General features: G+C 65.9%; 19 protein-coding genes. 8 read left to right on the top strand and 11 right to left on the bottom strand.

Annotated features, from left to right (window positions below; all coding sequences use genetic code 11):
* Position 1: 1 nt before the first annotated feature.
* Positions 2–379: a BlaI/MecI/CopY family transcriptional regulator gene (locus JT720_RS08830; RefSeq protein WP_205480866.1), complete on the bottom strand. Its 378-nt coding sequence runs from the start codon at positions 377–379 to the stop codon at positions 2–4.
* Between the two features lie 133 nt (positions 380–512).
* Between JT720_RS08830 and JT720_RS08825 the strand changes: the two genes are divergently transcribed.
* A complete protein-coding gene (locus tag JT720_RS08825) occupies positions 513–1,946 on the top strand; it encodes a coniferyl aldehyde dehydrogenase (protein WP_205480865.1) in 1,434 nt (477 codons plus the stop codon).
* Here the strand turns inward: JT720_RS08825 and JT720_RS08820 are convergent.
* The 4 genes from JT720_RS08820 to JT720_RS08805 are packed head-to-tail and all read right to left on the bottom strand — an operon-like array spanning position 1,943 to position 6,906.
* Positions 1,943–3,613 carry a GMC family oxidoreductase gene (locus JT720_RS08820; protein WP_205480864.1) on the bottom strand — a complete coding sequence of 557 codons (1,671 nt, stop codon included), beginning with the start codon at positions 3,611–3,613 and terminating at the stop codon, positions 1,943–1,945. The two genes, JT720_RS08825 and JT720_RS08820, sit on opposite strands and share 4 nt — an antisense overlap.
* Positions 3,614–3,629: 16 nt before the next feature.
* Positions 3,630–4,559, bottom strand: a complete 930-nt coding sequence (locus JT720_RS08815; RefSeq protein ID WP_205480863.1) for an alpha/beta fold hydrolase — start codon at positions 4,557–4,559, stop codon at positions 3,630–3,632.
* Positions 4,556–5,371, bottom strand: a complete 816-nt coding sequence (locus JT720_RS08810) for an SDR family NAD(P)-dependent oxidoreductase (protein ID WP_205480862.1) — start codon at positions 5,369–5,371, stop codon at positions 4,556–4,558. The genes JT720_RS08815 and JT720_RS08810 overlap by 4 nt, the downstream gene beginning before the upstream one ends.
* Positions 5,368–6,906 (bottom strand): flavin-containing monooxygenase, encoded by a 1,539-nt coding sequence (locus tag JT720_RS08805; RefSeq protein ID WP_205480861.1) that lies wholly within the window; start codon positions 6,904–6,906, stop codon positions 5,368–5,370. Before JT720_RS08805 ends, JT720_RS08810 begins: the two co-directional genes overlap by 4 nt.
* Positions 6,907–7,063: 157 nt before the next feature.
* Here JT720_RS08805 and JT720_RS08800 point away from each other — a divergent pair, with 157 nt between their 5' ends.
* A complete protein-coding gene (locus JT720_RS08800; RefSeq protein ID WP_205480860.1) occupies positions 7,064–10,123 on the top strand; it encodes a TonB-dependent receptor in 3,060 nt (1,019 codons plus the stop codon).
* A 48-nt stretch (positions 10,124–10,171) separates the two neighbouring features.
* Here JT720_RS08800 and JT720_RS08795 read toward each other — a convergent pair whose 3' ends face one another.
* Positions 10,172–12,427 carry a calcium-binding protein gene (locus tag JT720_RS08795; protein ID WP_205480859.1) on the bottom strand — a complete coding sequence of 752 codons (2,256 nt, stop codon included), beginning with the start codon at positions 12,425–12,427 and terminating at the stop codon, positions 10,172–10,174.
* A gap of 292 nt (positions 12,428–12,719) precedes the next feature.
* Positions 12,720–13,532, bottom strand: a complete 813-nt coding sequence (locus JT720_RS08790) for a YiiX/YebB-like N1pC/P60 family cysteine hydrolase (RefSeq protein ID WP_336511977.1) — start codon at positions 13,530–13,532, stop codon at positions 12,720–12,722.
* A gap of 137 nt (positions 13,533–13,669) precedes the next feature.
* On the opposite strand from JT720_RS08790, the gene JT720_RS08785 reads away from it, so the two are divergent.
* The 5 genes from JT720_RS08785 to JT720_RS08765 all read left to right on the top strand — a co-directional run bounded on the left by JT720_RS08785 (position 13,670) and on the right by JT720_RS08765 (position 20,460).
* Complete coding sequence (locus tag JT720_RS08785; RefSeq protein WP_205480858.1) at positions 13,670–15,388, top strand: type I secretion system permease/ATPase; 1,719 nt, start codon at positions 13,670–13,672, stop codon at positions 15,386–15,388.
* Entirely contained in the window at positions 15,385–16,743 is a 1,359-nt protein-coding gene (locus JT720_RS08780) for an HlyD family type I secretion periplasmic adaptor subunit (RefSeq protein WP_205480857.1), read from the top strand. Before JT720_RS08785 ends, JT720_RS08780 begins: the two co-directional genes overlap by 4 nt.
* A 143-nt stretch (positions 16,744–16,886) precedes the next feature.
* Positions 16,887–17,738, top strand: a complete 852-nt coding sequence (locus JT720_RS08775; protein WP_205480856.1) for a hypothetical protein — start codon at positions 16,887–16,889, stop codon at positions 17,736–17,738.
* Positions 17,735–19,000, top strand: a complete 1,266-nt coding sequence (locus JT720_RS08770) for a hypothetical protein (protein WP_205480854.1) — start codon at positions 17,735–17,737, stop codon at positions 18,998–19,000. The genes JT720_RS08775 and JT720_RS08770 overlap by 4 nt, the downstream gene beginning before the upstream one ends.
* Complete coding sequence (locus JT720_RS08765; protein ID WP_205480852.1) at positions 18,985–20,460, top strand: hypothetical protein; 1,476 nt, start codon at positions 18,985–18,987, stop codon at positions 20,458–20,460. Before JT720_RS08770 ends, JT720_RS08765 begins: the two co-directional genes overlap by 16 nt.
* Here JT720_RS08765 and JT720_RS08760 read toward each other — a convergent pair.
* The 4 genes from JT720_RS08760 to JT720_RS08745 are packed head-to-tail and all read right to left on the bottom strand — an operon-like array spanning position 20,457 to position 25,313.
* Positions 20,457–22,925 carry a hypothetical protein gene (locus JT720_RS08760; RefSeq protein ID WP_205480850.1) on the bottom strand — a complete coding sequence of 823 codons (2,469 nt, stop codon included), beginning with the start codon at positions 22,923–22,925 and terminating at the stop codon, positions 20,457–20,459. The two genes, JT720_RS08765 and JT720_RS08760, sit on opposite strands and share 4 nt — an antisense overlap.
* Positions 22,926–22,944: 19 nt before the next feature.
* A complete protein-coding gene (locus tag JT720_RS08755; protein WP_205480848.1) occupies positions 22,945–23,559 on the bottom strand; it encodes a GNAT family N-acetyltransferase in 615 nt (204 codons plus the stop codon).
* Complete coding sequence (locus JT720_RS08750; RefSeq protein WP_205480846.1) at positions 23,549–23,803, bottom strand: acyl carrier protein; 255 nt, start codon at positions 23,801–23,803, stop codon at positions 23,549–23,551. The genes JT720_RS08755 and JT720_RS08750 overlap by 11 nt, the downstream gene beginning before the upstream one ends.
* A 25-nt stretch (positions 23,804–23,828) precedes the next feature.
* Positions 23,829–25,313, bottom strand: a complete 1,485-nt coding sequence (locus tag JT720_RS08745) for an AMP-binding protein (RefSeq protein WP_205480844.1) — start codon at positions 25,311–25,313, stop codon at positions 23,829–23,831.
* 319 nt (positions 25,314–25,632) lie between these two features.
* Between JT720_RS08745 and JT720_RS08740 the strand changes: the two genes are divergently transcribed.
* On the top strand, positions 25,633–26,913 hold the full coding sequence (locus tag JT720_RS08740) for a nucleotide sugar dehydrogenase (protein WP_205480842.1): 1,281 nt from the start codon (positions 25,633–25,635) through the stop codon (positions 26,911–26,913).
* Positions 26,914–26,915 lie beyond the last annotated feature (2 nt).

Below are 26,915 nucleotides of genomic sequence, written 5' to 3'. Positions count from 1 at the left end.
CTCAAGCCTCCTTGGCCTTGCGCGCCTGGGCGATCAGCTTCTCGAGCTCATCCAGTTCCTTGGCGTCCATCCGCTCCGACATGCCCAGCAAGGCGCTTGCCGCGCTGGTGGCGGAACCGTTGAAGAACACCCGGACGACTTCGGACAGCGCCGATTTGCGCGCAGTCTGATCCGGGACCGCCGGGCTGTAGAGGTACCCGCGCTCGCTGTCGGCGCGCGTGACGTAACCCTTGTCCTCCAGCCGCCGGAGCATGGTCCGCACCGCCGAGCCGCTGAGCGGGTCGGGGAAGGCGTCCGTGACTTCCGCCGCGGTCATGGACCCGCGCTGGTAGAGCAGGTCGACGATCTGGCGTTCTTTCGGGGGCAAACGGTTCAGCACGACTCACCTCAAGAGCTACATTTGTAGCGTGTGCTACATTTGTAACGCCAACGCAAGTCCCTTTGCTCGCCCCGGCCTTTCTCCATCGTTCTGGCAGGTATAGTGTCGCCGGATATCCGCGGAGTAATTGCTCATGGCCGATGCCGACGCTCGCCAGCCCTTCAGTGCCGATGTTTCGGAGATGCGGACCCTGTTCGATCTCCAGCACCGCAAGTCTCGCAGCCATCCGCCCGCCGACCTGAAGCTCCGGCGCGATCGGCTCGATCGCCTCGCGGCGATGGTGAAGCAGCACGGGGATCGCTTCGCCGACGCCATCTCCAGCGACTTCGGCGTTCGCGCGCGGATCGAAACGGAACTGATGGAACTCGTGCCGACGCTCGGGGCGATCCGCTATGCCCGCAAGAACCTTCCAGCTTGGATGAAGCCGGAGAAGCGGCACGTCAGCGTCAACTTCCAGCCCGGCAAGGCTTGGGTCCGCCACGAGCCTTTGGGCGTGATCGGCATCATCTCGCCATGGAATTACCCGCTCCAGCTGGCCCTCTCCCCGCTGGTGGATGCCTTCGCCGCCGGGAACCGGGCGATGCTGAAGCCCTCCGAACTCACCCCCGCCTTCGCCGAGCTGCTGAAGGACGTCATGGCCCAGCATTTCGACCCAGAGGAAGCCGCCGTGGTCACCGGCGGGGTGGACGTGGGCCAGGCCTTCTCTTCCCTGCCGTTCGACCATCTGCTGTTCACCGGCTCCACCGCGGTAGGCCGCCTGGTCTACCAGGCGGCGGCGAAGAACCTGACGCCCGTCACCCTGGAACTCGGCGGCAAGTCCCCGGCGATCGTCTGCGACGATTACTCGCTCGAGAAGGCCGCCAAGAGCATCGCCTTCGGCAAGTGGCTCAACGCTGGCCAGACCTGCATCGCGCCGGATTACGTTCTCGTCCCGGAGCACAAGGCCGAGGCGATGGCCCAGGCGCTGCTGGCGCGGGTGCGGGAAAGTTATCCGGACCTCGCGCACAATCCGGACTACTCGGGCGTCATCTCCGAACGGCATCGCAAGCGATTGCTCGATGCGGTCCAGGTCGCCCGGGACAAGGGTGCGACCGTGCTCAGCTATGAAGAAGAAGCGGCGGTCGAGGCCGGCAAGGTTCCGCCCACCGTGGTCCTGAACGCTCCCGAAGAAGCGATCCTGGCCAGCGAGGAGATTTTCGGACCGGTCCTGCCGGTGGTTCCCTACCGCACGCTCGACGATGCGATCGCGCACGTCAATTCGCGCGACAGACCGCTGGCTTTGTACTGCTTTACCGACGAAAAGGCGTGCGAAGAGCGCGTTTTGGGGCGCACTCTGTCCGGCGGAGTAACACTCAACGGGACTCTATTGCACATCGCGCAGGAGAGTTTGCCCTTCGGCGGCGTGGGTCCTAGCGGCATCGGCGCCTACCACGGACAGGAGGGCTTCAAGCGGTTCAGCCACGCCCGGGCGGTCCATAAAGTGGGTTTTATCAACGTGTTCGAGAAACTCGGGCCACCCTGGGGCAAGACCGCCCGCAAGGTCGCCCAGATGATGCTGAACCGCTAGGCCGACGCCGCACTCAGCGCCGCTCGCCCCCGGATCATGTCCGCGGCCTTCTCCGCGATCGTGATGGTCGGAGCATTGGTATTGCCACTGATCAGCCGCGGCATGATGGAGGCGTCGACTACCCGCAGCCCTTCCACCCCGTGCACCCGAAGCTCCGGATCGACTACCGCATGGTCGTGCGTTCCCATCGCGCAAGTCCCGACCGGGTGGTAGATCGTGGTCCCCATCTCCCGCGCAAATGCGAGTAGCTCCTCGTCTGTCTGGACGCCGGCCCCAGGGTTCATCTCATGGTCGATGTAGCCGGCGAGAGGCTCCGTAGCAGCGATGCGGCGACCCCATCTGAGAGCCGCGACAACCACCTGGCGATCAACCGGATCCGCAAGGTAGTTCGGGAGGATCGCCGGATGCTCGCCCGGATCACGCGATCGCACATGGATTGAGCCACGGCTCTCGGGTCGGAGCTGACAAGGCGCGATGGTCAGGCCCGGCTCCTTCTCCAGCTCCATCTTCTGCTGGTTCGCCAGCTTGTCCGGGTCCATGGTGGCGGGAAGGATGTGGAACTGGATATCCGGGCCAGAGAGCTCCGGGCGCGACTTGCAGAAGACGGCGATGTGCGCCGCTGATAACGTGAGCAGGCCTCGCTTTTGCGTGATGTAGCGCCCAACTTCCCGCAAGAAGCGCCCCCCACGCGCAAGCTCGTTGACCGAAACGATGCCCTTCTTCAGCCGATAGGTCTCTCCGACCACGAAATGGTCCTGCAGGTTCTCGCCGACGCCCGGCAGTTCATGCACCACGTCGATGCCAAGGCTGCGGAGGCGCTCGCCCTGCCCAATGCCGGAGAGTTCCAGCAGCTGTGGCGAGTTGATCGCTCCCCCGGAAAGGATGACTTCGCGCCGGGCGCGGACGACGCACGTCTCGCCGCCTTGACGATACTCGACGCCCGTCGCACGCTTGCCCTCGAACAGAACGCGGCTCGCCAGAGCGCGCGTTTCCACCCGCAGGTTGGGCCGCTCCATTGCGGGGTGCAGGTAAGCGACCGCGGCCGAGCAACGCTTGCCATCGCGGATGTTGACCTGGAACCAGCCGACCCCTTCCTGTTCGGCTCCATTGAAGTCGCGGTGCGGCAGGCCAAGCGCCTCGCACGCCTTGATCGCGGCTTCCGAGACCTCGTGCGTGTCCGCCGGGTCGTCGACGTACAGCGGTCCTCCGGTCGCATGCGTGTCGCAGGGGCCCTTCGCCTGATGCTGCGCCCGGCGAAAGTAAGGGAACACATCATCCCACGCCCAGCCCGCGCACCCTAGCTGCCGCCAATGGTCGTAATCGGCTCGCTGTCCGCGCACATACAGCATCGCGTTGATCGAGGACGATCCCCCGAGCACCTTGCCGCGCGGCCAGACGTGCTGGCGGTTGTTCGTCCCGGGGTCCGGATCGGTCTGATAGAGCCAGTTGACCTTGGGATCTTTCAGCGTCTGCGAATAACCGATTGGCACGTGGATCCACAGGTTGCTGAGGAACTGTGACGGCTCCTTGAGCGGCCGGTCGTCGCCTCCGGCTTCGAGCAGCAGGACGCGAACGGTCGGGTCTTCGCTGAGGCGACCGGCAAGGACGCAGCCTGCGGACCCCGCGCCGACGATCACATAGTCCGCTTCGAGCTCCCGTCCCGCCATCCTCCGGTCCCTCCCTTTACTCGATGACGCTCCGGACGAAGCGGGCGGACTCTTCGGGAACGGTGAAGGGGAGCATATGCCCACCATCCGTGAGCGTCAGCTTCGCACCCGGGATTTCGCTGACGGTCTTCTCGCCGTGCAGGCGATAGTCGAGGAGGTTGTCCTCGCGGCCATAAAGGATGCCCACCGGCAGCTTGAGGTCGGCGTACCCCGCGACAAGCTCTTCGGCCTCGCTGCTGGCGTCGGCAAGATCCGTCGCCGCACCTTCGAACGCGCCCGGACGGAAGCCCAGCATCCCTCCGCCATCGATCAGGAAGTTTGGCGGTACGGGATCAGGCTTGAAGACCTCTGCCAGCACCTTCTTCTGGGTGGCGACGCCGATCGGGACGGCAACGGTCCAGGCGACCAGCGGGAGAATGGCTGGCGGCACGACCAGTCCCTTGAAGACCTCCGGGACAGACCCGATCCGCTGCGTGGCGGGCGCAATCAGGGCCAGAGCGCCGACCTTTTCCGGATGCCGAATGGCGATCGCCAGGCTCAAGGCGCCACCGAGGGAGTGGCCCACGAGCACCGGCTTTTCCAGCTGGAGCTCGTCAATCAGCGCGACCACGGCGTCGGCCTGCTCCGCGAGATGAGCCCGTCCGCTGGGCAGGCGCGGGGAGTAGCCGGAACCCGGCCGGTCGATCCGGATCACTCGATAGTCGCGCGCCAAATCCTCGATCATCGCGCGACCGAAGTTACGCATCTGCCCCGCCAGTCCGTGGATCAGCAGCAGGGGGCGTCCCTGACCCTCTTCGGCGACATGGAAGACGTGCTTGCCTGCCTGAACGAGATGGCCGTCCATGGGCACCGATCGTTCCGCCTTGCGAGCCGCGAAGATCGTATAGGCGGTCGCGCCGAGCGTACCGGCGGCCAAGGCTGCGCTGCCCGCAAGCCATTTTCTCATGACATGCTCCGTTTCAGGATGTTCCAATAGCCGACCGGAAAGACCCGCTCGAACAGGCTGGCCAGCTTCGCGTCATTGCCAACGATCACGCGCGCCTTTCGGTTCTCCACGCCGCTCACGATGATTTCGCCAGCCTTGATCGGTGACATGCTGAGGAACTTCTGGAACCGCTCCTTCTCTTCCTCGATCATCCTCGCGTCCACGTCATTGGCGAGGCGCGGCGGGCGAGCATTCCTGGCGATGGCCGTGTTCACGCCGCCCGGGTGGACCACGGTGACGCCCACCGTCGAGCGCTCTTCTTCCAGTTCGCGGCGCAGGGATTCCGAAAAACCACGGACAGCGAACTTGCTGGCGCAATAGGCAGTCTGGCCCGGCGGAGCGATCAGGCCGAACAGGCTGGAGATGTTGACGATCCGTGCCGCGTCACTCTGCTTGAGGTGCGGGAGGAAGGCGCGGGTCAGTCGGACGACGGCATGGAAGTTGATGGCCATCAGCCAGTCGAAGTCCTCCTCCGCGACCTGTTCGAACGTGCCCCCGATCGCCACTCCGGCATTGTTGACGAGCAGGTCCACCCGGCCATGCTCCGCCAGGACTTGTGCAGGCAGGCTGGACGTCGCGAGCGCATCCGTCACGTCGAGCTTGATGGTCGTGGCCTTGACCCCGCGAGCCATGCCCGCCGTTTCCGCCAGCCCCGCCTCGTTCAGGTCAGCGAGCACGAGGTTGCAGCCGCGCCTGGCGCAGGCGAGGGCAATTCCCCGTCCAATGCCGCTTCCGGCCCCCGTGATGACGGCTACCCGGCCGGGAAGCTTCATGCGTTCTCCTTCGTGAGGCTGCGGGCCGGTGCGGCGACCGCGGTCCGCCGGAACTCCATCACCCCATCCTCGATCTTGCCCAGCTTCAACGAAGCCATGTCCCGGGCATAATTCTGGTGCAGTTTCCACGGCGCGCGATCACCCTGCTTCGGCAGGATCTCGAGCGCGCGCTGCACGTAACCGGAAGTGAAATCGAGGAACGGAACCTCCCTGACGTCGGCCTCGCGACGCGGAACGGCGACCTGGGTGTTGGTGGCCTTCATGTGGTTGAGCAGCCGACACAGGTAGCCCGCCGTGAGATCGGCCTTCAGCGTCCAGGAGGCGTTGGTGTAGCCGAAGCTATAGCTGAGATTCGGCACGTCCCCGAACATCATGCCCTTGTAGGTCATGGTATCGCCAAGCTTCTTGGTGGCGCCATCGACCGTGAACTGCACATCGCTTAGCAATTGGAGCTTGAGGCCGGTCGCGGCCACCACGACGTCGGCAACCAGTTCCCGTCCGGACGCCAGCCTGACGCCATCTTCCGTAAAGGTCTCGATCGTGTCGGTGACGACCTCCACCGTGCCTTCCCGGATGCAGCCGAACAGGTCCGCGTCCGGCACCAGGCAGAGCCGCTGATCCCACGGATTGTAGGTCGGCTTGAAGTGACGGTCGACCTCATAGCCGGGCGGCAATTCCTTCAGCAGCTCCTTGCGGAGGAACTGCTTCATGTACTCGGGCCGTTTGCGGGCAAGCTGGAAGTAGAATTGCTGCACCAGCACGTTGCGCCAACGGATCAGGCCATAGCTCGCCTTGTCGCCCAGCAGCTTGCGCAGCCGGTTCGCCAATTTGTCGATCGCCGGGCGGCTGATCATGTACGTCGGCGAGCGCTGCAGCATGATCACTTGCGCGCCGGCCTTCGCCATCTCCGGAACGATCGTGACGGCCGTCGCCCCGCTGCCGATGACCACGACCGTCTTGCCCCCGATCTCCAGATCCTCGGGCCAGAACTGCGCGTGGAAAAAGCGGCCCTTGAATCGGTCGGTGCCAGGGAAGTCCGGCAGATAGGCTTCGCGGTAATTGTAGTAGCCGCTGCACATGTGCAGCCAGTTGCAGGTGAAGGTGACCGTCTCGTCCGTGTCCTTGCGGGTCGCCTCAACGGTCCACAATGCGCGTTCGCTGTCGAAGTCGGCCCGGGTCACATGATGCTGGAACCCGATGTGCCGGCGGATGTCGTACTTGTCGGCGACCCGGTTGACATAGTTGAGGATGGTGGGCCCATCCGCGATGGCCTTGGAGTCCGTCCACGGCTCGAAGCTGTAGCCGAGCGTATACATGTCGCTGTCCGACCGGATGCCGGGATAGCGGAACAGGTCCCACGTCCCGCCGATCGCCGGCCGGCCTTCAAGGATGGCGTAGCTGCGGTCGGGACAATGCCGCTGAAGATGCCACGCTGCGCCAATCCCGGACAGGCCAGCCCCGACGATCAGGACGTCGACATGCGCCTCGGGTGCGCTGCTGGTGTAGCGCTTCCGCACTCGTTCTAGGTCAGCCATTTGCCGGTGGATGCTGCCCTTGACAGGGAGCCTTACGCAAGCGGAAACTCACTTCGCGACCTGGAGGAGGACGCACCGTTGGTGGGAGTGCCGTGACAGGGCGTCCCGGTACCCCCGTGTGGATGTGCTCGCTTTTGCGAGGGAGGGGGTTCGTACAATGAAGGCAGCAATCCTGTTGACGGCCGGCGTGTCTGCGTCCGCGCTGGTCGCGAGTGCACCGGCCATGGCTCAGTCCGTTCCTGAGCCTGCAGGCCAACCGCCGGCGGGTGAGATCGAGACGGGCGCCGGTGCTGACCAGGGTGAGGCGGGTCAGGCCCAGAGCACAACCGCCCGCAGCGCCGATGCAAGCACCAACGAGCAGGGTGACATCATCATCACCGCTCAGCGCCGGTCCGAAGCGCTGCAGCAGGTGCCGATCGCCGTGTCGGCCTTTACCGGAGAAGCGTTGGAGCGGCAGCAGATCGACAATGCTTCCGATCTTCAGCTCTCACTGCCGAACGTCACCTTCACCAAGACGAACTTCACCTCATCCAGCTTTACGATCCGCGGCATCGGCGATCTGTGCGTCGGCTTCTCGTGCGACACGGCCACGGCCATTCATGTGAACGACATGCCGCTGGTTTCCACCCGCTTGTTCGAGACCGAATATTTCGACCTGGACCGTGTCGAGGTTCTGCGCGGACCGCAGGGAACTCTGTTCGGGCGCAACGCCACGTCCGGCGTGGTCAACTTCATCACGGCGCGGCCAAGGCTCGACAATTTCGCCGCCAGCGCTTCGGCGGAATATGGCAGCTACCAGAGCGTGAAGCTCAACGGCATGGTCAACATCCCGATCGCCGATGCCGCGGCTTTCCGCCTCGCCGGCTACTACCTGAAACGTGACGGGTTCACCAAGAACATCGCCGACGACAGCCGCATCGACGGACGAGAGCTGTTTGCGCTGCGCGGCTCGATCCGCCTGCGGCCGGCAAGCGGCACGACCGTGGACGTGGTCGGCTATCACTTCAGCGAAGACGACGACCGCAGCCGCATCCAGAAGCAGCTCTGTCACAACGACCCGACGGGCATCCTCGGCTGCCTTCCCGACAAGCTGGCGTTCGAGACGGTCAATGGAAACTCGACGCTGGCGGCAACGCTGTCTTCTCAGCAGTTCCTGAACATCGCGAGCGGCGGCAACCCGCTGTTCGGCACGATCGGCCTCACCAATGTATATGGCCCGGACCAGTTCTTCGGGGGCGTGGAGAACCCGAACGACCTGCGAACCGTGAACATCGACTTCAAGCCGCAGTACAAGGCGACCGAAACGCACCTGATGGCCCGTGTCGAGCAGGATCTCGGGTCGGGCCTGAGCGCAACGGTGACGGGCGGCTATGCCCGCAACACGGTCGACAGCCGCACGGACTACAGCTTGGTGGCGGGCAACAGTCTGGCGGGGAATACCGGCCTGCTGACACTTGCCGCCTTGGCAGCGCAGCCGGGCGCGCTGTTCGGCGGCACCAACCCGTTCACTCCGGTGGCGGGGGCGCTCATTCCGAACGGACCCACCGGAGCGGTCTGCACGTCCGAGACAAACCTCTACTACACCGGCGTCTTCGGCGGCTTCGTGAACCGCTGCACGGCCGCGGGCACCGAGTACGACCGCTCCCGTTCAACTTCGGTGCAATGGTCGCTGGAAGGGCAGGTGAGTTCCGATTTCGAGGGGCCGCTGAACTTCCTGGCCGGTGCGATCTACCTCGATAACAAGTTCGAGAAGTCGGACTATTTCGTGGCGTCCTTCGGCCTCGATTATGCATCAGGCGTGCTGGGTGCGCTGCAGACGCTCGGCCAGCGTCAGGCGGGCAACTTCTTCTTCCCCAGCAGCTTCCTTGCGCCGCCTTTCTTCAATAGCGAAGTCGAGAACTTCCGCCTCAAGAGCTACGGCATCTTCGGCGAGGCCTACTACGACATCACCGACCAGCTGAAGTTCACCGCGGGGCTTCGCTTCAGCCATGACAAGAAGCGGCAGGTGGCCCGGGCCCCGCTGCTCAGCTGGCTGACGCCGTTCCCGCTGACGAACGCGAACGACTCCCCCTTCCTTGGAGAATATGACGCGGATGAATCCGTGGCTGGGAACCAGACCTACGCGGTCGGGAAGGTCAGCTTCGGCAGGCTCACCGGACGCGCGGTTCTGGACTACCAGATTACCCCCAACAACCTCGTCTACGCGTCCTATTCGCGCGGCTACAAGTCGGGCGGGATCAACCCGCCGATCGATCCCACCTTTGACATCAATCCGCAGTTCGATCCGGAAACCATCAACGCCTTCGAAATCGGGTCCAAGAACACCTTTGCCGGTGGCGCAGTGCGGCTGAACCTGTCGGGGTTCCTCTACGACTACAAGGGATTGCAGCTCAGCCGTATCGTCGGCCGAACCTCGGTCAACGACAATACCGATGCGCGGATCTGGGGCGTGGAGGCGGAGGCGCTGTTCCGGCCAACCCGCGACCTGCAGCTGAACCTGTCGGCAAGCTACCTCAAGTCCAAGATCAAGGGCTTGAGCCTGGTCGATCCCCGCGATCCGTCCGGCGGTCGATCCGACGTCGTCATCATCAAGGACCTGCAGACGGCCGCCAACTGCGTGGTGGTTCCCGGTGCGGGAGGAGCGGCCGCCGCCAACCTCTACGTCGGCGCGGTCAACTCGGCGCTTGGCCTGGCGCCGCCGACGCCGGTGCCGGCAACGAACACGACTGGCGCATACTCGCTATGCGAGATCCTGGCGCAGACCGCCGCCAATCCCGATCCGGTCCTTCGCGGCCTGTTCGGTGTGCCGACGGGCCCGCTGCCATTCACGGTCACGACGGGGATCGAACAAGACCTGACCGGCAACGAGTTGCCGCAGTCGCCGAACTTCAAGTTCTCCGCGGGCGCGCAGTATACCATTCGGCTTGGGGGCGGGATGACCCTGGTCCCGCGGGCGGACTTCGCCTGGACCGGCAAATACTATGCCCGCAGCTTCAACCGCCCGATCGACCGTGTGGACGGCTACGAGGTGGTGAACGCCCAGATCCAGCTGAATGGTGCGGACGAACGCTGGTTTGCGCGCGCTTTCGTGACCAACCTGACCAAGAACGACGCCATCACCGGCCAATATGTCGGTGACCAATCCTCCGGGCTCTACACCAACGTCTTCACGCTGGAGCCGCGGGTGTTCGGGGTCGGTGCCGGAGTGAAGTTCTAGGAAGGGCAAGGACCCGGGTCGCAAATGCGGCCCGGGCGCCTTTTGTCGTCAGAACAGGAAATCGTCCGTTCCGAGGTCGATCAGCCCATCGACGCGGATCATGAAGTCGGCGACGCCGTCTCCGTTGGTGTCGCCCTGGACATAGGTGTTGCCGCCGATCTGCTCGTAGCGCAGCTGGCCGGCGACGCCGGTGAAGGCGGTGTCGCCCAGCCAGCTGAACACCTGGTTGCCCGCCACATTGGTGTTGGCGTCGATGAGGTCCAGGCGGATGCGGTCGTTCTCCGCATCACCGAAGTCGATGATCCGGTCGGCCGTGTCGGTGGTCGCGCCGCCAAAGTCGCCCTCGCGGAAGACGTACCGGTCCGAGCCCGCGCCGCCGATGAAGGTGTCCTGCCCGGTGCCGCCCTCCAGCCAGTCGCCGCCGGCGCCGCCATCAACCGTGTCGCTGCCCTCCTTGCCGAAGATCCGGTCGTTGCCGTCCATGCCGGACAGCACGTTGGCCCCGGCATTGCCCGACAGGATGTTGGCCAGCCCATTGCCGGTGCCATCGAGGTCGCCGCTGCCCAGAAGCTCGATCCGGTCGAGCCCCGCACCCAGCGTCCAGTCGAGCGTGGTGCGGACGGTGTCATAGCCCTCGTTCGCGGCCTCCACGATCGTGTCGCTGAGCGTATCGACATAATAGACGTCGTTGCCGATGCCGCCGATCAGCGTGTCACCGCCCTCGCTGCCGTCGAGGAAGTCGTTGCCGGCATTGCCGATCAGCGTGTCGTTCCCGCCCATGCCCCACATCCGGTTGGAACCGGAGTTGCCGGTGATGGTGTTCTCCAGATCATTGCCGCGGCCGGTGATGGAAAACTGTCCGGTGAGGGTCAGGTTTTCGACATTCACACGTAGCGTATGGCTTGCCGAGGCCTGGACCAGGTCAATCCCTTCGCCAACCCGTTCGCGTGGGGAGTCGCTGACGTTGTCCGCGACATAGATGTCGTCGCCGGTTCCCCCGTACATGGCGTCCGCGCCGCGCCCGCCGTGGATGAAGTCGTTGCCTCCGGACCCGAAGATCAGGTCGTCACCCGACCGGCCGCTGATCACATCCGCATTGGCCGTGCCGTTGATGGTTTCCGCCAGGTTCGTGCCGGTCTGAACCTCGGCCGGATTGAAGAACAGCCTCGCTTCGATGTCGTTGATGGCAACCCCGGTCAGCGCCTGGGTCCGGTTGTCGTCCGACCACCCCGCCAGGATCTCGCCCGAGGTGAGCAACGCCAAGGCAGGCGAGGTCTGGCTTCCGATTGCGCTGGCGTTGATCACGGCTTCGCCCCCGACCCGGGCTCCCGCGTTGGTGAACAACTGTCCGCGGATATCTCCGTTGCCGCCAGTCAGGCCTTCCGACCAGCTGATGAAGAAGCCGCCTTCGGTGCCGATGATCGTTGGCAGCGTCTCGTCCGTACCCGGCGAGGCAGACACAGAGAATTCGGTTCCCACCGGCTGACCGGAAGCATTGAAGATCTGCGCCTTCACCGCACCGGCGCCGCCCGCAGCGCTGTCGACCCAGGTCACGACAAAGCCGCCGTTGTCGAGGAACGCCACCTTGGGCGTGCCCTGATTTCCGGTCGTCGTGGTGTTGACGAGCGTCTCTCCGCCGACCGGCTGACCATTGGCGTCGAAGCGGCGCATCTTGACCCCGAAGGAGGATGTGTCACCTCCGACCCCGCTATTGTCCTGCCAGACGACGATGAAGCCGCCGTCGGGTGCGCTGACCGTGTCCGAGCTGACCTGGCTGCCGGAAGTCGTGGCGTTGACGGTGAACGTCGTACCGACCGTATTCCCGCTGGCATCGTAGAGCTGGGCCCGGATGTCCGACGTGCCGAAGTCCGTCCACGTTGCAACGAAGCCGCCCGCATCCAGTGCGGCTAGAGAAACATCGAAGCGCGCGCCCGAAGTCAGCTGGAACTCCGCGCCCGCTGGGGTGCCGTCCGCGTTGAACAGGCGCGCCACGATCGTCGAGTCCGACGTGTCCTCCCATGCGACCACGAAGGTCCCGTCGGAAAGCGCGACCGCCGTATGATTGTAGGCGGTCCCGGTCAGGGCGCCGCTCACCTCGAACTCGCTGCCGACCGCTTGCCCGTCCGCGTCGTAGCGCTGGGCGCGCAGGTCGTACTGTCCGGAGCTGCCGTTGTCCTCGCGATTGTTGCGCCAGATTGCGACAAAGCCACCGTCCTGCAACGCGACGAACCGGACTTCCGTCTGGTCCTGGCCCGTCTGGGAGTTCAAGGTAAACTCGTCTGCCTCTGCAATCAGGTCTGGCATGCTTCTCTCCGTACGCGAGCGCGTTTTCAGGGATTCGGAACAGGAATCGGGATTGGAGTGGGAACCGGATCATTCGTCGCGGCATCCAGTCCAGTCATCCAAGCCGTGCTCGTTCCTCCCTCGGGAGGTCGTGACTGCAAGGATCTGAACGGTTGTGGAGCGCCCATCTTCCCCCGGTTGTCGTGCGGTCCCGGCGAGGACCCAGCAATGTTCAACCGGTTCATACCACCGAGGTTCCCACAGGTTGAGCCCGCGAGGACGATTTGGTCAGGCCTGTGCCGAACTGGTACGATTATGCACGGCGCTTGCGCATGCTCGGTGCTTCCGGAGGGATCTCCGGCGCACCCGCGTCTTCCGCCCAGTGGAGCCGGCGGAAGTTGAAGTGACCTTCCACCGTCGGCTTCACGATCTGGAAATAGGGGGACACGTCGAAATCTCGCGGCGTGTAGAGCGAGTGGTGCCGGATGTGCAGGATTTCCCGCCTGCGGCTTGCCGAGGACGGGCCGGCCTCCTCCCGGTACTCAACCGTCGGAAGAATCGGGTAGCGGATCGCCGCAAACGCCTGCGCGATCAGGGTAGAGCATATGGCCCGCGTCGGATCGCCCGACCCGAGTGCGATCAGGCGCCGGCGAAACCAGGCCGGAACCGGTGGGGTCGGCATCAGGTAACGGGCGAGGTCGAGCAGGTTCTTGGTGTCGTAGGAATGACCCAGCCGATTGACGACATAATCGACCAGCAGCTGGCGATCCTTCGTCGACAACCCAACCGGACGGCAGATGCGGGTCGGCAACGATCCATATTCGTCCAGCGGCACGCTCCGGACGCCTTCCACGACATCCGCCTCGATCAGCTTGTGCGATGGATCCTGCAACCGCCCGGCAGCGAGCTCACCGACATAGAGCGCGGCATGCGACCAGCTGGACTGGGTGAGGTACTTGATGGCGGTGCTGACCCTCGAGGTGCCTTCGACCAGCAGCACATCACCCGGTTCCAGGCAGGCGCGCAGGCGCTCCACCGGCGTGCAGATGCCGGTCACCAGCTCGGGTCGGGGTTCTGCCAGGAAACGCGCGAGTGCGTTGCCGATGGGACGTAGGACGCGGTTCACGCCTGTTGATCCCCTTTTTCGCCGGAAAATGCTATTGTCCGATTTCGCATGTGCAAAGATGGCGCAGTGCGACTAAGGGGTGTTGGCCAAGTGTCCGCGGGTGACTTATTGCAGCAAACACAGGCGGATAGGGGAGGGTGCGTGTGAAGATTGCGGGCGTGACGCTGCCACCGCCGCTGGCCGATGCGGCGCGTGCCTGCCGAACGCACTTCCTGGCGGCTGGGGGCTTCAGCGTGCTGATCAGCATGCTGTTCCTGGCGCCGGCCATCTACATGCTGCAAGTCTACGACCGCGTTCTAACCACAGGCGGGCGGATCACCCTGCTGTTCGTGACGCTCGCGCTGGCCGTGGCTTTGCTCACCCTTGCCGCACTCGACGGCATCCGCAGCCGACTGCTCGTCCGCGCCAGCGCGCGGATCGATGCGATCCTGGCGCCGCAGATCCTGAAGCGCATGCTCTCACAGGGCGGCCGCGGGAATGTGCAGGCCATGCGCGATCTCGACATGATCCGGCAGGCCCTGGCCAGTCCGGCGGCCTCCGCGCTGATGGACCTGCCCTGGGCCCCGCTGTTCGTGGTTGTCTGCTTCATGCTCCACTTCTGGCTCGGCATCCTCGCGGTCGCGTCCATCATCCTGCTCCTTGCGATCGCCTGGCGGAACCAGCGGATCACGCGGGAGGCGATGCAGCAGTCGACGCAGGCCCTGGCGGCCTCCCACGCGTCCGAACAGGCCGCCTCCGTCTACGCCGGCACCCTGCGCGGGCTCGGGATGGTCGGTGCCATGGTGAACCGGCAGCTCAACCTGCGATCCTCCGGCATCCGCACCATGGCCGAGGCGCAGTTCATCGGCAGCCGCTTCTCCGCGCTGAGCCGCTTCCTCCGGCTCTTCGTGCAGTCGGCCGCCCTCGGCGTCGGCGCCTTGCTGGCGATCGTGGGGGAGATTTCGGCCGGCGCGATCATCGCCGCCTCGATCCTGCTCGGCCGGGCGCTCCAGCCGATCGATGCGCTGGTCGGCGGCTGGTCCACCCTGACCTCCGCCCGTGCCGCGCTGCTGCGGCTTTCGGACGCCATGGCCCAGCCGAGCGATGCCGACCGGATCCGCACGGCGCTGCCGTCACCCGGCGGCAAGCTGGACGTCGAGCAAGTGGCCGTGCGCAGCGCCGACGGGCGGGTGATCCTGCAGGGCGTGACCTTCTCGGCCGGCCCGGGCGAGATCCTGGGGATCGTCGGACCCAGCGGCTCGGGCAAGACCACGCTCGCCAAGGTGATCGCCGGCGCCATCAACCCCGACCTCGGCACGGTTCGGGTCGATGGTGCGCAACGATCGGACTGGGACCCGGACGAGCTCGGCCGCTACATCGGCTATCTGCCCCAGGAGCCCAGCCTGTTCGAAGGCACGATCAAGGAGAACATCTCCCGCTTCGAAGCCTGGACGGCCGGGGCGGATGCGAGCGTCGATCAGGAAGCCGTGGCCGCCGCGCGACAGGCGGGTGTGCACGACCTGATCCTGCAGCTGCCGCGGGGCTATGACACGCCGCTCGGACCGCTCGGGGCCGGGGTCTCCGCCGGACAGGCGCAGCGCATCGCCCTGGCCCGCGCACTATACCGCAGCCCCAACCTGCTGATCCTGGATGAGCCCAACGCCTTTCTGGATGCGGAGGGTGAGGCGGCGTTGGTCCGGGCCGTTGCGGGTGCGCGGGCCCGCGGCGCCACGGTACTGCTCATCGCGCACCGCAAGGCTGTCCTCGACCGGGCCGACCGCTTGCTCGTGCTCGAAGCGGGCAAGCCCAAGATGCTCGGGCCGGCCAAGGACGTGGTGGTGCGCCTGTCGCCACCGGGATCGGAGAGTGCGGCGTGACCGCAGTCCAGGTTCTCGACTTCGCGGCTCCCCCGGAGGTCGCCAGTGCCACCATCGACGATCCGCGACGTGATGTGCGGATCGGGTCAGCCATCGCCTTCCTGTTCTTCGTGGTGCTGCTCGGCTGGGCAGCGTTCGTCCCGCTGGACGCGGGTGTCCATGCGCAAGGCGTCGTCGCCGTCTCCGGTCACCGCCAGTCCGTTCAGCATCGTGAAGGCGGGGTGGTCACGGCCATCCACGTCCGGGAAGGCCAGAAGGTCGAGGCCGGCCAGCTGCTGGTCGAGATGTCCGCCCCGGATCTGCTCGCGGCGGAGCGGGCGCTCACGAGCGACTACCTGACCCTGCTGGCGCAGCGCGCCCGGCTGCTGGCCGAGCGGGCCGGTCAGTCGACCTTCGCTCCTCCACCGGAATTCGCGAGCATCAGCCCCGACGATCGGCCGCTGGCGACGCAGGCCCTGGAGCTGCAGCGGGCGCAGCTGAGGGCCAAGCAGGCATCGCTGCAGGCGCAGCAGTCAGTCCTCGGTCAGCGTTCGAGTCAGCTGCGGGAACAACAGGTCGGCTATGCCGAGCAGCGTGCGTCCCTGCGCGAACAGCAACGCATCCTGAACGACGAGGTGAAGGGCCTGCGCGAGCTGGAGCAGAAGGGCTTCGCCGCGACCAACCGCATCCGCGCGGGCGAACGGATGCTCGAGGAACTGCGCGGGCGCGAGGCGGCGATGGCCGCCGAGATGGCGCGGGCGAGCGAAGGCATGGGCGAGACGCGCATGCAGTCGCTCAGCCTGTCGAGCGGCAAGCTGGAGGAGGTCGCGGCGGAACTGCGCGACACCCAGTCCAAGCTGTCCGAGGTTCTGCCCAAGCTGATCTCCGCGCGCGAACAGTTGCAGCGGGCGCGGGTCCGCTCGCCCGCGACGGGCACGGTCGTCGGGCTGACGGTATTCACCGTCGGAGGCGTGGTCTCGCCCGGGCAGACGCTGATGGAAGTGGTGCCGGCCAACAAGATGCTGGTCATCCAGGCCCAGGTCGATCCGCGCGGTGCCGACGACGTCTACCAGGGGCAGAAGGCGCAGGTCCGCTTCACCAGCGTCGACGACCGCACCTTGCCGCTGCTCAGCGGCCGCGTCCGGACCATCTCCGCCGACAGCTTCACGGACGAGAAGACTGGGCGCTCCTACTTCCGGGCCGAAGTCGAGGTCAGTCCGCAGGAACTGAACAAGGTCCGGGACGTGCTCGGTCGTGGCCAGCTGCGCCCCGGCCTCCCCGTGGAACTGGTCATGGCGGTCCGCAAGCGCACGGCACTGCAATACCTGTTCGAACCCATCTCGCATCACCTCTGGAGCGCGATGCGGGAGCAATAGGACCGAGAAGGTGCCGGTTTGGCCTTTCCCGCCTCTCGGAGCAGAGCTAAACAGGCTCAATGGAGGAGCGGCTTGGACCTCCTCCTCGATCCCCATCACAAGCATTTGTCGGCTGTCCGGAGCATCACTTGAAGGAACAGGAAATGGCGCCCCCGCGCATCTTCGGCCTGGGAGCATGTCTGCTCCACGGACCCATGACCGTGGCGATCAAGACGGGCCTCGCTGGACGAGCGACCATTGGCCGCGGTGGCTCGACTCCCGGCACCTACAGCTTTGGCGAAATGCTCCAGCTGCTCGACTTCCTGGCGGGCGAGCGTGAGATCCCCGCGGAACTGCGGGAAATCTGCGGCTATCACGCCAACTATGCTCCAGGCCCGGGCTATCCCGGGATGACCGGCGCCGACGTCTGCCTCATGCAGCCGAACGGGATCGTGGACATCGATTTCGACGGCTTCAAGCTCAATCGGGCGCAGGTGCTGCGCTACGTCACCACGCCGCTGAAACCGCTCGGCCGGGACGTCGCGAAGCTGACGAACAGCTGGTACATCAAGGGTATTCTGGGCCACAACGAGGCCGTGCGCAGCGAAGCGGCGGAAGCCCTGATCCCGCAGGTCCCCGCCGATATCGAGGGGCGCGAGCTGATCCTTGCGGTGCTCGAGCGCGCACGCGGCGTTCCCCGCGACACGATCGCGGATGTCGGGGAGATCGTGCGTCGCATTCCCTTGCCAATCGGCATGATCTCCTATGCCTATCAGCACATGCCTGATGGCCGCCCGGTGTTCTGGCCCGCGGACTTCCAGCAGCATATCCAGGCTGCGGCAGCCCGCTTCCAGTTGCCCTTCCTGGAGCCGTGGAAGCTGGTTCTGGAACGCGGCGGCCAGCCCGTGCTGAAGGAGGACCTGCGCCACTATCGCGAAGAGTTCATTCCGGAGATCGCTGCCCTGTACGTGGGCTTCGCTTCCGACATCATGGCCAAGTCCGCGGTCGCCGCATGACCTCACCTGCCGTTCGGCCAACCGGCCGGGACCGGCGTTTCCGCGAAGTCCTCCAGTCCCGACCCATCAACGTCCGGGAGGTCGGCCCTTCGCCCGCCGCACCGCTTGCGCTCTCCATCCGCCGCTTTCCTTTCCCTTATCGCGCCGGCCTCGCCATCAGCAACGACACGCGAACCATGACGCGAAGCGTGTTCGACGAGCTTCATTCCGCCTTCACCGGCAGGGGTCTCGAGCTTGGGGCGATGCTCAGCTTCGGTGAGGGCGACGTGTGCAACGCGCGCGGACCGCTTGCGCGCGACATGCACGCGGCCGGGCTCGCCGACAGCGTCGCGGGCCTGAGCGCCGCAGGACCGGAAGACACCGCGCGACAGTTGGCGGAGGCGGGCTTCAGGCCAAAGTGCTTCATCGGCGACGCAGGCCTGGACACCGCCGTTCCGCTCCGCGCTGCCGGGGTGCGGTACTTCACCGATCCATCGTTTGCTGTCGGCGAGAAGTTCGGCGACGGCCTGGATCTGCGCTCCACGGCGAGGCTGCAGGAGGCTTTCGGACGCTTCGACTATGACGATCTCGGCGCGGGTGAAATGGCCGGGACGGATCTCGATAGCATCTGGGATGCGGCGAAGGACGATGAGCGCCGGCAGTTCGCGGTCGACCTCTTCAACTCGGTGCTGCTGCCGCTTCCCTCATGCAGCGTCCTCGGCAGCTCGGTCTTCAAGCGCTATCGGGGTGGTCAGCGCCCGGCCCTCACCACTCTGCCGCTGCAGCTGAGGTCCATGTTCCTGGATGCGCTCGAGACGGGGCAGGGGGCGATCGTCATCGAACAGCGGCTTGGCGAAACGGCGCTGATCGGCCAGGCGCCGGAGCAGGAACAACGCCGCCGGCTGGACGGACCGGCCCTGTCGCTGCACGAAGAGGTCGCGCTGGATGAGCTCGCGGAAAGGGCCACAGAGAAGCTGTTGGTGACCACTCCGGGGCGCCTGCTGGACTGGGTCCGGTTGCAATCCACTCTCCGCTTCGAAGTGGACGAAACCGCGGACCGGTGGCTGATCCGGCTGATCGGCCTCGACGGTAGCGCCAATCCGCTCGGCTTGGCCGATGTCGACGGTCTCTCCTTCACCCTGCCGGCAGATGGTCCAGAGGCTTTGGTCATCTTCGAAGGCAATGACCAGCCGCTGCCCATGAAGCGCTCGCCGGAGCCATCGGTGGACGGCCACCACTGCATCCACCTGCCTTGGGAGAACCGCGCGTGGGCGCCGTGCTGAGCCTGGCCGAACTCCAGGCCCTGCCCGGCCAGCTGCTGCAAGGCCTGCCGATCGAGGGCAGCGGAGCGCATCGCCCGGACCGCAGCGGCGTCGCCGTGCGCAGCTTCCCGTTCCCCTACCGGGCGGGGCTGGCGATGAGCAACGACTGCGACAGCCAGTCGCTCGAATGCCTGTTCGACTGGCATGATTTCGTGAACGGCCGAGCATCGACGCGTTATGGCGACGGCCTCGGCCTGGAGGTCGGCGACAGTTTCTGGGTCTACGGGGGGTCCGTCGAGCCGCACCTGTTCAAGGGCAACCCGTTCGACGCCTCCCACGCGGATGGTTATGCCCTCGGCGAACTCGTGGAGCTGGGTCGCGCCGGCTGGTTCGATACTCTGCACAGCTTCGGCAACTGGAGCCTTCGCTTCGTTCCCCCCGATCGCAAGGACGACCCGTCCATCCACTCGCGCGATCAGATCGCCCGCGGGCTGGAGCGCATGGACGAACTCGGGCTCAAGCCTTCCGTCTACGTCAATCACTCGGGCTCTCCGAGCAACGTGGGTGGGCCTTGGGGCTGGTACCAGAAGGCCGACGATCCCACTCACGGCCTGTACTCTCTCGACCTGCTGAAGCAGTTCGGGTTCCGCTACTTCTGGCTCGACAGCTGCACGCAGCTGGACAAGTTCGGGGAAGACCTGGACTTCGGGGACGAATGGCACCTCCAGCGGGCGCTCAATCGGTTCCGGTGGTTCCACTGGCTTCGGCGCGTCGACGCCGACCGGCGGCCGCACCCCGTGGCCATGGCGGACGGTGCCGACGAGCAGCGTGAACTGCTGGTCGGCATCTTCAATCGCCTGATCTTTCCGGTCGACGCCCAGGACGGGAGCCGCATCCTGGCGTTCAAGCGCTACCGCGACATCGACCAGCCCGTGGGCCCCACCTTCCCGATGCAGGTGACGGCTGCCAAGCTTGACGCCCTGGAGCAGGCCCGGGGCAGCGTGGTGGTGTACCAGCACTTCGGCGTCTTCGGCCCGCGCGGACGCCTGCCTGCCGCCTCACGCCCACACCGCAAGCGCTCCCCCATTCCCGCGCTCGACGAGCATAGCGTCGCCACCTGGCGCCTCATCGCCGAACGTCAGCGCAGCGGAAGTTTGTTCGTGGCCACCACCAGCCGGCTCCTGACTTGGGTGTGGATGCGCGACGCACTCCGGTACCAGGTCGAGCAGAACGACGAACGATGGACCGTCCGCATCTCCGGCGTGGAATGTCCGGTGCTCGGTACGCGCGACGCGCAGGCGGCGGAACTGAACGGACTGGCGTTCACCGTGCCGCGGCATGCCCCCGAAGTGCGCGTGTTCGACGAACGGGGGCGCCCGCTGCCCGTTCGGCGAGCAGCCGATCCGGTCCACGAGGGATGCGACGCCGTTTTCCTCGAATGGCAGCCGCTCGAGTGGCCGGATCGGCCCCGAGCGACCTAGCTCCCGGCAGCGACCCTCGCCTCCGAAGCCGGCTCGCCCAGCAGGAGGCGGCAACGAACCATCCCGTTCCGCGCTTCCGTCGAGCTCGGGTCGGCTTCAGCAAGGCGTTCCCAGTAGCTGAGCGCCTCCGGGTAATCGTGGCGCTCCATGGCGGTGGTCGCCGCCTGGGCGAGAGCCACCGGGTCAGTAGGCACGAGTTGCAGAAGCAGTTCGCGTGTTTCCGCGACCTGGCTTCCCGACCGATCCGCAGCCGACTGGCTCAGGAACCGGCGCATCGCCTCGATGATCTCGGCACGCTCGCGTTCGGCAGCGGCCGGTTCCTCGCTGAGCATCGAGAGCAGCCCAAATGCCGTCCGGAAGTTGAGCTGCTCGACCGCTGCACGGATGTGCTGCGGGGCCTCGCTGGCCGCAGCTGCCCGGAAGCGCGCGACCTCCGCCGCGTGACGGCCCTCCGCGTCAGCTTCGCCGACGCGCCCGTACAACAACGCGGCTTCAGCCAGGTCGGAGGTCTTCAGGTGGCGTGCCGCGGCGAGCGCCAGAACCATGTCGTCGGGGAACAGGGCCGTCGCCTCCAGCGCCAGGGCGCGCGCATCGTCAGCCCGTTCAAGCGCGATCTGCGCCCGCAGCAGTTCGAGGGCCAGCCGCGGACGCGACAGGACCACCGGCCGCTTGTCGTCGAGCAGCACAAGAACCTCTTCCGGCCGGCCAGCGGCGGCAAGTTCCCGCGCAACCGGGAGCATCAGCGCGCCAACCGTGCGCAAGGCCTTGCTCGCGCCACTGTGACTGCCAAGCGCCTCTGCGGACGCTGTCGCGAGGCGGGCCGCTTCCTCGAACCGGTGCTCCTCGGCTGCGGCGATCGCGGCCTCGCCCCAGGCGCGGGCCAGGTCCCTCAGCGCCCGGACCGTTCGGGTGGGCAGGTCCGTCCTCTCCAGGATCAGGCCGACCGCCTTGCTCGCGGGGACGGCCATCCCGCAGGCGTCCGCCTGCAGCAGAAGGTCCGCGGCGGTGCCCGGCTCGGCCGCGGCCAGGGCCGTTACGGCATCCGCGAACAAGGGCCCGTCGCTCGTGCTCAGGGCATGGCGGGTGAGCGCCTTGGCAAGGCGAGCGTCACGCCGTGAGAAGTAGCCGAGTTCCTCCCGCCACTCGGGCTCGGAGGACGAACCCGCTTGCGACGCGAGGGTCATGGCCTTCATCGCCGCATCGAGGTTGGTGCGATCCAGCCTCCAAAGCGCCTTCCACTGCGCAAGGGCGTCGTCGATCCGGCCCAGCTGCTCGGACGCGCTTGCGGCAACGAGCCGGACGCTCTCGGTCTCATGTTCCTCGTGAAGCAGGCTCAAGGCGATCGACAGCGCCTGCTCCGGTCGCCCCATCTCGAACAGGGAGCGCATCAGGGCCTCCCGCCCGCCCGTGCCAAGCTGCCCTTGCGCATGCAGCGGCGAGAGGTCCTCGAGCGCACCCTCGTGATCCCCGACCTTTTCGCGAAAGCGCCCGCGGACCTCGACCAATGCGCCCGCGTTCGGATGCGAGCGAAGAGCAGCGTGGAGCTGCCGGGCGCCCCCAACCAGGTCCACCTGGTCGATGGTCGCGCTGATCGTATCCGCCAGCATCTGCAACTGGACTTCGCCGTTCAGAGCGGCGTCACTGCCCAGCACGCGCTGGGCACGCGGGGCAAGATAGTGCTGGTGCAGGTGCGCATAGAGCGTGCCGTGGAACGCTTCGGTATAATGCGTCGTGTCGAGCCCCTGGCGCTCCATCGCGCGCTCCTGGCCGAACGCAAGCATCACGTCCGTGGGATTGAAGCACGGCGCGTCGAGTTCGTGGGCGGCCTGCTCGACCCAGCGCACCATCTTGTCTCGGGCGGCCAAGCGCTTGCCGTTCGGGTCCAGGGCGTTGACGTGCGTGACGAACAGGATTCGGTCAGGCCCGATGCGCTCGACAAGCTCCTCCACGTCCTTGCGCAACTCGTCGAAGCTCTGCTGGCGCAGGCTGATCGACTTCAGCAGCTGCTGCTGCATCTCGGGCAACCGGTGAAAGGCTTCGTCCGTCTCCAGGAACGCGTGCAGCCCGGCACGGTCGCGCTCCGCCAGCTGCCAGTAAGTCCGATTGCGGCCCGGGCTGCCGAAAAAGTCCGAGAAATGCGTGCTGAGGTACCGGGTCTGAAGCGCATAGCCCTCGGCCTCGATCAGCTTGAGCGAGCTGAGCTCGACCATGACGAGGTCTGCGCCATGCCAGGGGTCCGTCAGTTCCTCCGGTCGCGTCTCGCCACGGAAGATGACCGGCACGAGGTGATCGGGAAAGTCGACCCGCCCCTCCAGGAAAGCCAGCTGCTGCAGCGCCTCCAGGCTGGTGTGCGTGTAGCCGTAGGTGCGCGGCACGTGCATCTCGACCGGATACTTCGCGGCCGCACTCCGCAGGACGTTGTGGATCCGGCAGGTGCCGATCGGGGTGATCTTGAACTTCGCCACGGGCGCCTGCCCCCTTTGCTCAGGTCGTCTGCCCCGCACGCCTCATCGCTCGCGATGCGAAGGGGGCGTCGGAGTGGAACTGGAAACCGAGCGAGTGATAGAGTGCGATCGCCGGATCATTGTCGCGCGCGACGTGCAGCCAGACGTCGCTGCCGGCCGCCGCATCGATGACCTGCTGCACCGCCGCACGGCCGAGGCCTCGACCGCGCCCCGCCGGTGCAACGGCGACGCGGGACAGGTAAAGGCCGCTGCCCTCCACCGGCTCCACTCCCCGGCCATATCCTGCAGCGTCCGCGAGGAACTTCGGAACAACCGCTCGATCCAGATGGCGCATCAGCGCCACGGTTGCGGATCGTTGCGCTCCAGCCAGCCGCTCGGTCGGAAGCCACGTCACCAGCGCGAGCGGTTCATCCCCAAGCAGCGCTGCGGCGCTCTCGAACTCGGTACCGGCCACGCCCAGAAGGTCGCCTTGCAGCTGCGCGATCCGCTCACTCGGCAACGGCAGAAGGGCGTAGAAGGCGGGAACCGCCTCGACGATCAGCGCGCCGAGCCGAGCCCGCAGTTGAGGATCCGCTTCGAGTGGCGGCTCGGACGCGGCAACCGGAACGAAGCGGGTGGCAGCCTCAGGCTGCATCGGCCATCTTCGCCTGCACGGATCCGACGAGGGCGCCGACGCTTTCCATCTCCATCATCTCCTCGGGGTCGAACATGATCCCGAACTCCTGCTCGACGCCCACGATCACGCTGACGTGCGCCACGCTGTCCCAGGTGGCGATATCGTCGCTGGTGGTGGTCATCGTCAGCGGCACGCTGTCCTCGCCGAAGATGGTGTCGAACAAGGGCTGCAAGCGGGCAAGCACCGCGGCTTCGCTGGTCATGTGGTCATCTACTCCTGGAGCTCTGCTAATCCTGGGCCGCGAACCAGTCGATGGTGGCGCGGCGGTCGATCTTGTCGCTTTCGTTGCGGGGCAGCCGCTCGATCAAGCGGATGTGCTGCGGCACGGCATAGGGCTCGAGCTTCGCGGCAAGGTCACGCCGCAACTTCTGCTCATCGAATGGACGACCTTCGACCCGCTCGACCACCGCGGCCAGCGCGTCGTTGCCGCTTACGGGAAACACCACGACCATCGGCCAGCCCAGGTTCCGGATCGCGCCGCCGACTTCATCCATCTCGATCCGGTGACCCCGGATCTTCACCTGGAAGTCGATCCGCTCCTTGAAGTAGATCAGCCCGTCGCGGCGCTCCGCCCAATCGCCCGTGAAATAGCCCCGCACGGCCTGGCCCTCGACCTCCAGCTCGCGGAACCGTTCGGCCGTTTTCGCCGAGTCCTGCAGGTAGCCGTCCGCCAACTGCGGGCCGCTGATCACGATCTCGCCCTCGTCCGGGTGGGTGCCCCCGACCAGGTGCAGGGCCATGCCTTCGATGGCCGGGCCGATCGACACCGACCCGCCGGCATCCGCAGGCACATCGTCCGCGCGAAGCTTCATGTTGGTGACCGATATTGTCGCCTCGGTCGGTCCGTACGTATTGTGCACGAGGACGTCCGGTCGCGCCGCGAAAATGGCCTCCAGGTGCACGGGCAGCAACGGCTCGCCGCAGAAGTTGAACAGGCGCACGGAAGACAGGAACCGCTCCTGCGCCTCCCCGGCCTGCATGATCAGGCTCATCACCGACGGCGTGCTGTTCCAGACCGTGATCTTCTGCCGGGCGATGAACCGTGCCGGAAGAAGCCGATCTCCATCGTTCATCAGCGGGACCAGGGTAGCCCCGAAGCAGAGCGCGCCGAAGATGTCGGTCATGCTGATGTCGAAGGCGAGACTTGGATGCTGGGACACGCGATCCCCGGGACCGCAGGCGAGGTCTTGTTCGAGCCAGCCCACATAATGATTCAGTGCGGCGCGGGGCACCATCACGCCCTTGGGAAGCCCGGTCGAGCCAGAGGTGAAGAGGATGTAGGCCAGGTGACCCTGCCGCGGCGTTCCCCGATATTCTTCCTCCGGCAGCTCGGACGGAGCGAGGTGGTAGGCGCCCTGAGTCGTGTCGGCGAGCGATCGGGCCAGATCGTCTCCCACGATCACGGTGGGCTGGAGCAGATCCACGATCCGGACTGCCTTCTCGGGAGGCGACGCGAGGTTCAGCGGCGTGTGCGTGCAACCGGCAAGCCCGGAGCCGAGGATGGCGGCATAGACGTCAACGCCGGGCGGCAAGGCAAGCAACACCCGGTCGGCACCGCGCTCCACGAAGACCTGCGCGTAACGCCGCACCAGCTGCTCGAATTCCGCATAGCGCACGTCCGTCTTCCCGGCGCGGATCGCGACCGCCTCGGGATGCTCGGCGGCGACCCTCAGGAACCGATCGACATAGTCCGGACGCTCCGGTGAAGGCACTGACTTCGCTCTCAATTGTGGAAGCGCTCTCCGGCGCAGACGCTGGTCCGACTACCGTCCGGTGCCCGCCGCGTCCAGTCTTCCGGCGCCCTGGGGCAGGGTCGTGCTGGGCGGGAGAGGCGCCGGCGTCACAGGACTCCGCCAAGCTTGCCAGTGCGCCAGAATCGTTTAGGAGCGCCGTCTTCCCGCGGTTGCCGACCGCGGGTGGAAACGCGCTTGCTTGCGAGCGTCGTAGTCCGAGAGCTTAGCCGCCGCTCGAGTTCGTCCACGAACTTCAAGGCGGATCAGGATCGATCAGAAAGAGTTGGAGCAGCGCGATATGGTTGAGCCCAGGATCGGCGTTATTGGTCTGGGGTATGTTGGACTTCCGCTCGCGGTTGCATTCGCGCGCAAGTTCGACGTGGTGGGCTTCGATATCAGCGAGGCCCGGGTCGACGCTCTTCGGCAGGGGGTGGATTCGACCAACGAAGTGTCACCGGAGGAGCTGACCAGCGCCCGCCTGACCATCACCAAGTCTTCCGCCGACTTAAGCGGTTGCGACATTTTCATCGTCACGGTTCCAACGCCCATCGACGAGGCGAACCGGCCCGATTTCGGTGCCATCCTCGCCGCGTGCAAGGTGCTGGGGCCGGTCCTCAAGCCGGGTGCGATCGTGGTTTTCGAGAGCACCGTCTACCCGGGCGTGACAGAGGAAATCTGCGCGCCGGCACTGGAAAAGGCATCCGGGCTGCGGGCTGGTTCCGACTTCAAGCTTGGGTACAGCCCCGAACGGATCAATCCAGGCGACAAGGAGCATCCGATCGAGAAGATCGTGAAGGTGGTCGCCGGCCAGGACGCGGAAACCCTCGACACGCTCTCCAGCGTCTATGGTTCGATCATCACTGCAGGCATTCACCGGGCGAGTTCGATCAAGGTTGCGGAGGCGGCGAAGGTCATCGAAAACACCCAGCGCGACGTCAACATCGCGCTGATGAACGAGATCTCGAAGATTTGCGACCTGCTCGGCATCCGGTCCGCCGAGGTCCTGGAAGCAGCCGGCACCAAGTGGAACTTCCTGAAGTTCCACCCGGGTCTGGTCGGCGGGCACTGCATCGGAGTCGATCCTTATTACCTGACCGCCAAGGCCGAGCAGCTCGGCTACCACCCGGAGGTCATTCTCTCGGGCCGACGCGTTAACGACAGCATGGGCGCCTACATCGCTCAGCGGCTGGTGAAGAAGCTCGCCGCAAGCGGCCTCGCTATCCGCCAGGCGCGGGTCGGCATCCTCGGCTTCACCTTCAAGGAGAACGTCCCCGACGTCCGCAACTCCAAGGTCGTGGACATCTACACGGAGCTGCAGGAATTCGGCGTTACTCCGGTCGTTCACGATCCGATGGCGCAGCCCGACGTCGTCCGGCACGAATATGGTGTCGAGCTGTCCGACCTGTCGGAGTTCACGAACCTGTCGGCCCTCGTCCTGGCCGTGCCGCACGCTCACTTCGCGGTGCTCGGAGCGTCGGAGCTGAGTGGGATGATCGTGGAGAATGGCGTCTTCATCGACGTGAAATCCGCGGTTAGCCCCGGATCGTTGCGGGATGACATCCACCACTGGAGCCTCTAGCT

Source organism: Sphingomonas arenae (assembly GCF_016924655.1).
GTDB lineage: Bacteria > Pseudomonadota > Alphaproteobacteria > Sphingomonadales > Sphingomonadaceae > Sphingomicrobium > Sphingomicrobium arenae.
The sequence above is the reverse complement of the archived record's forward strand: the minus strand, read 5'-3'. Positions and strand labels throughout refer to the sequence as shown.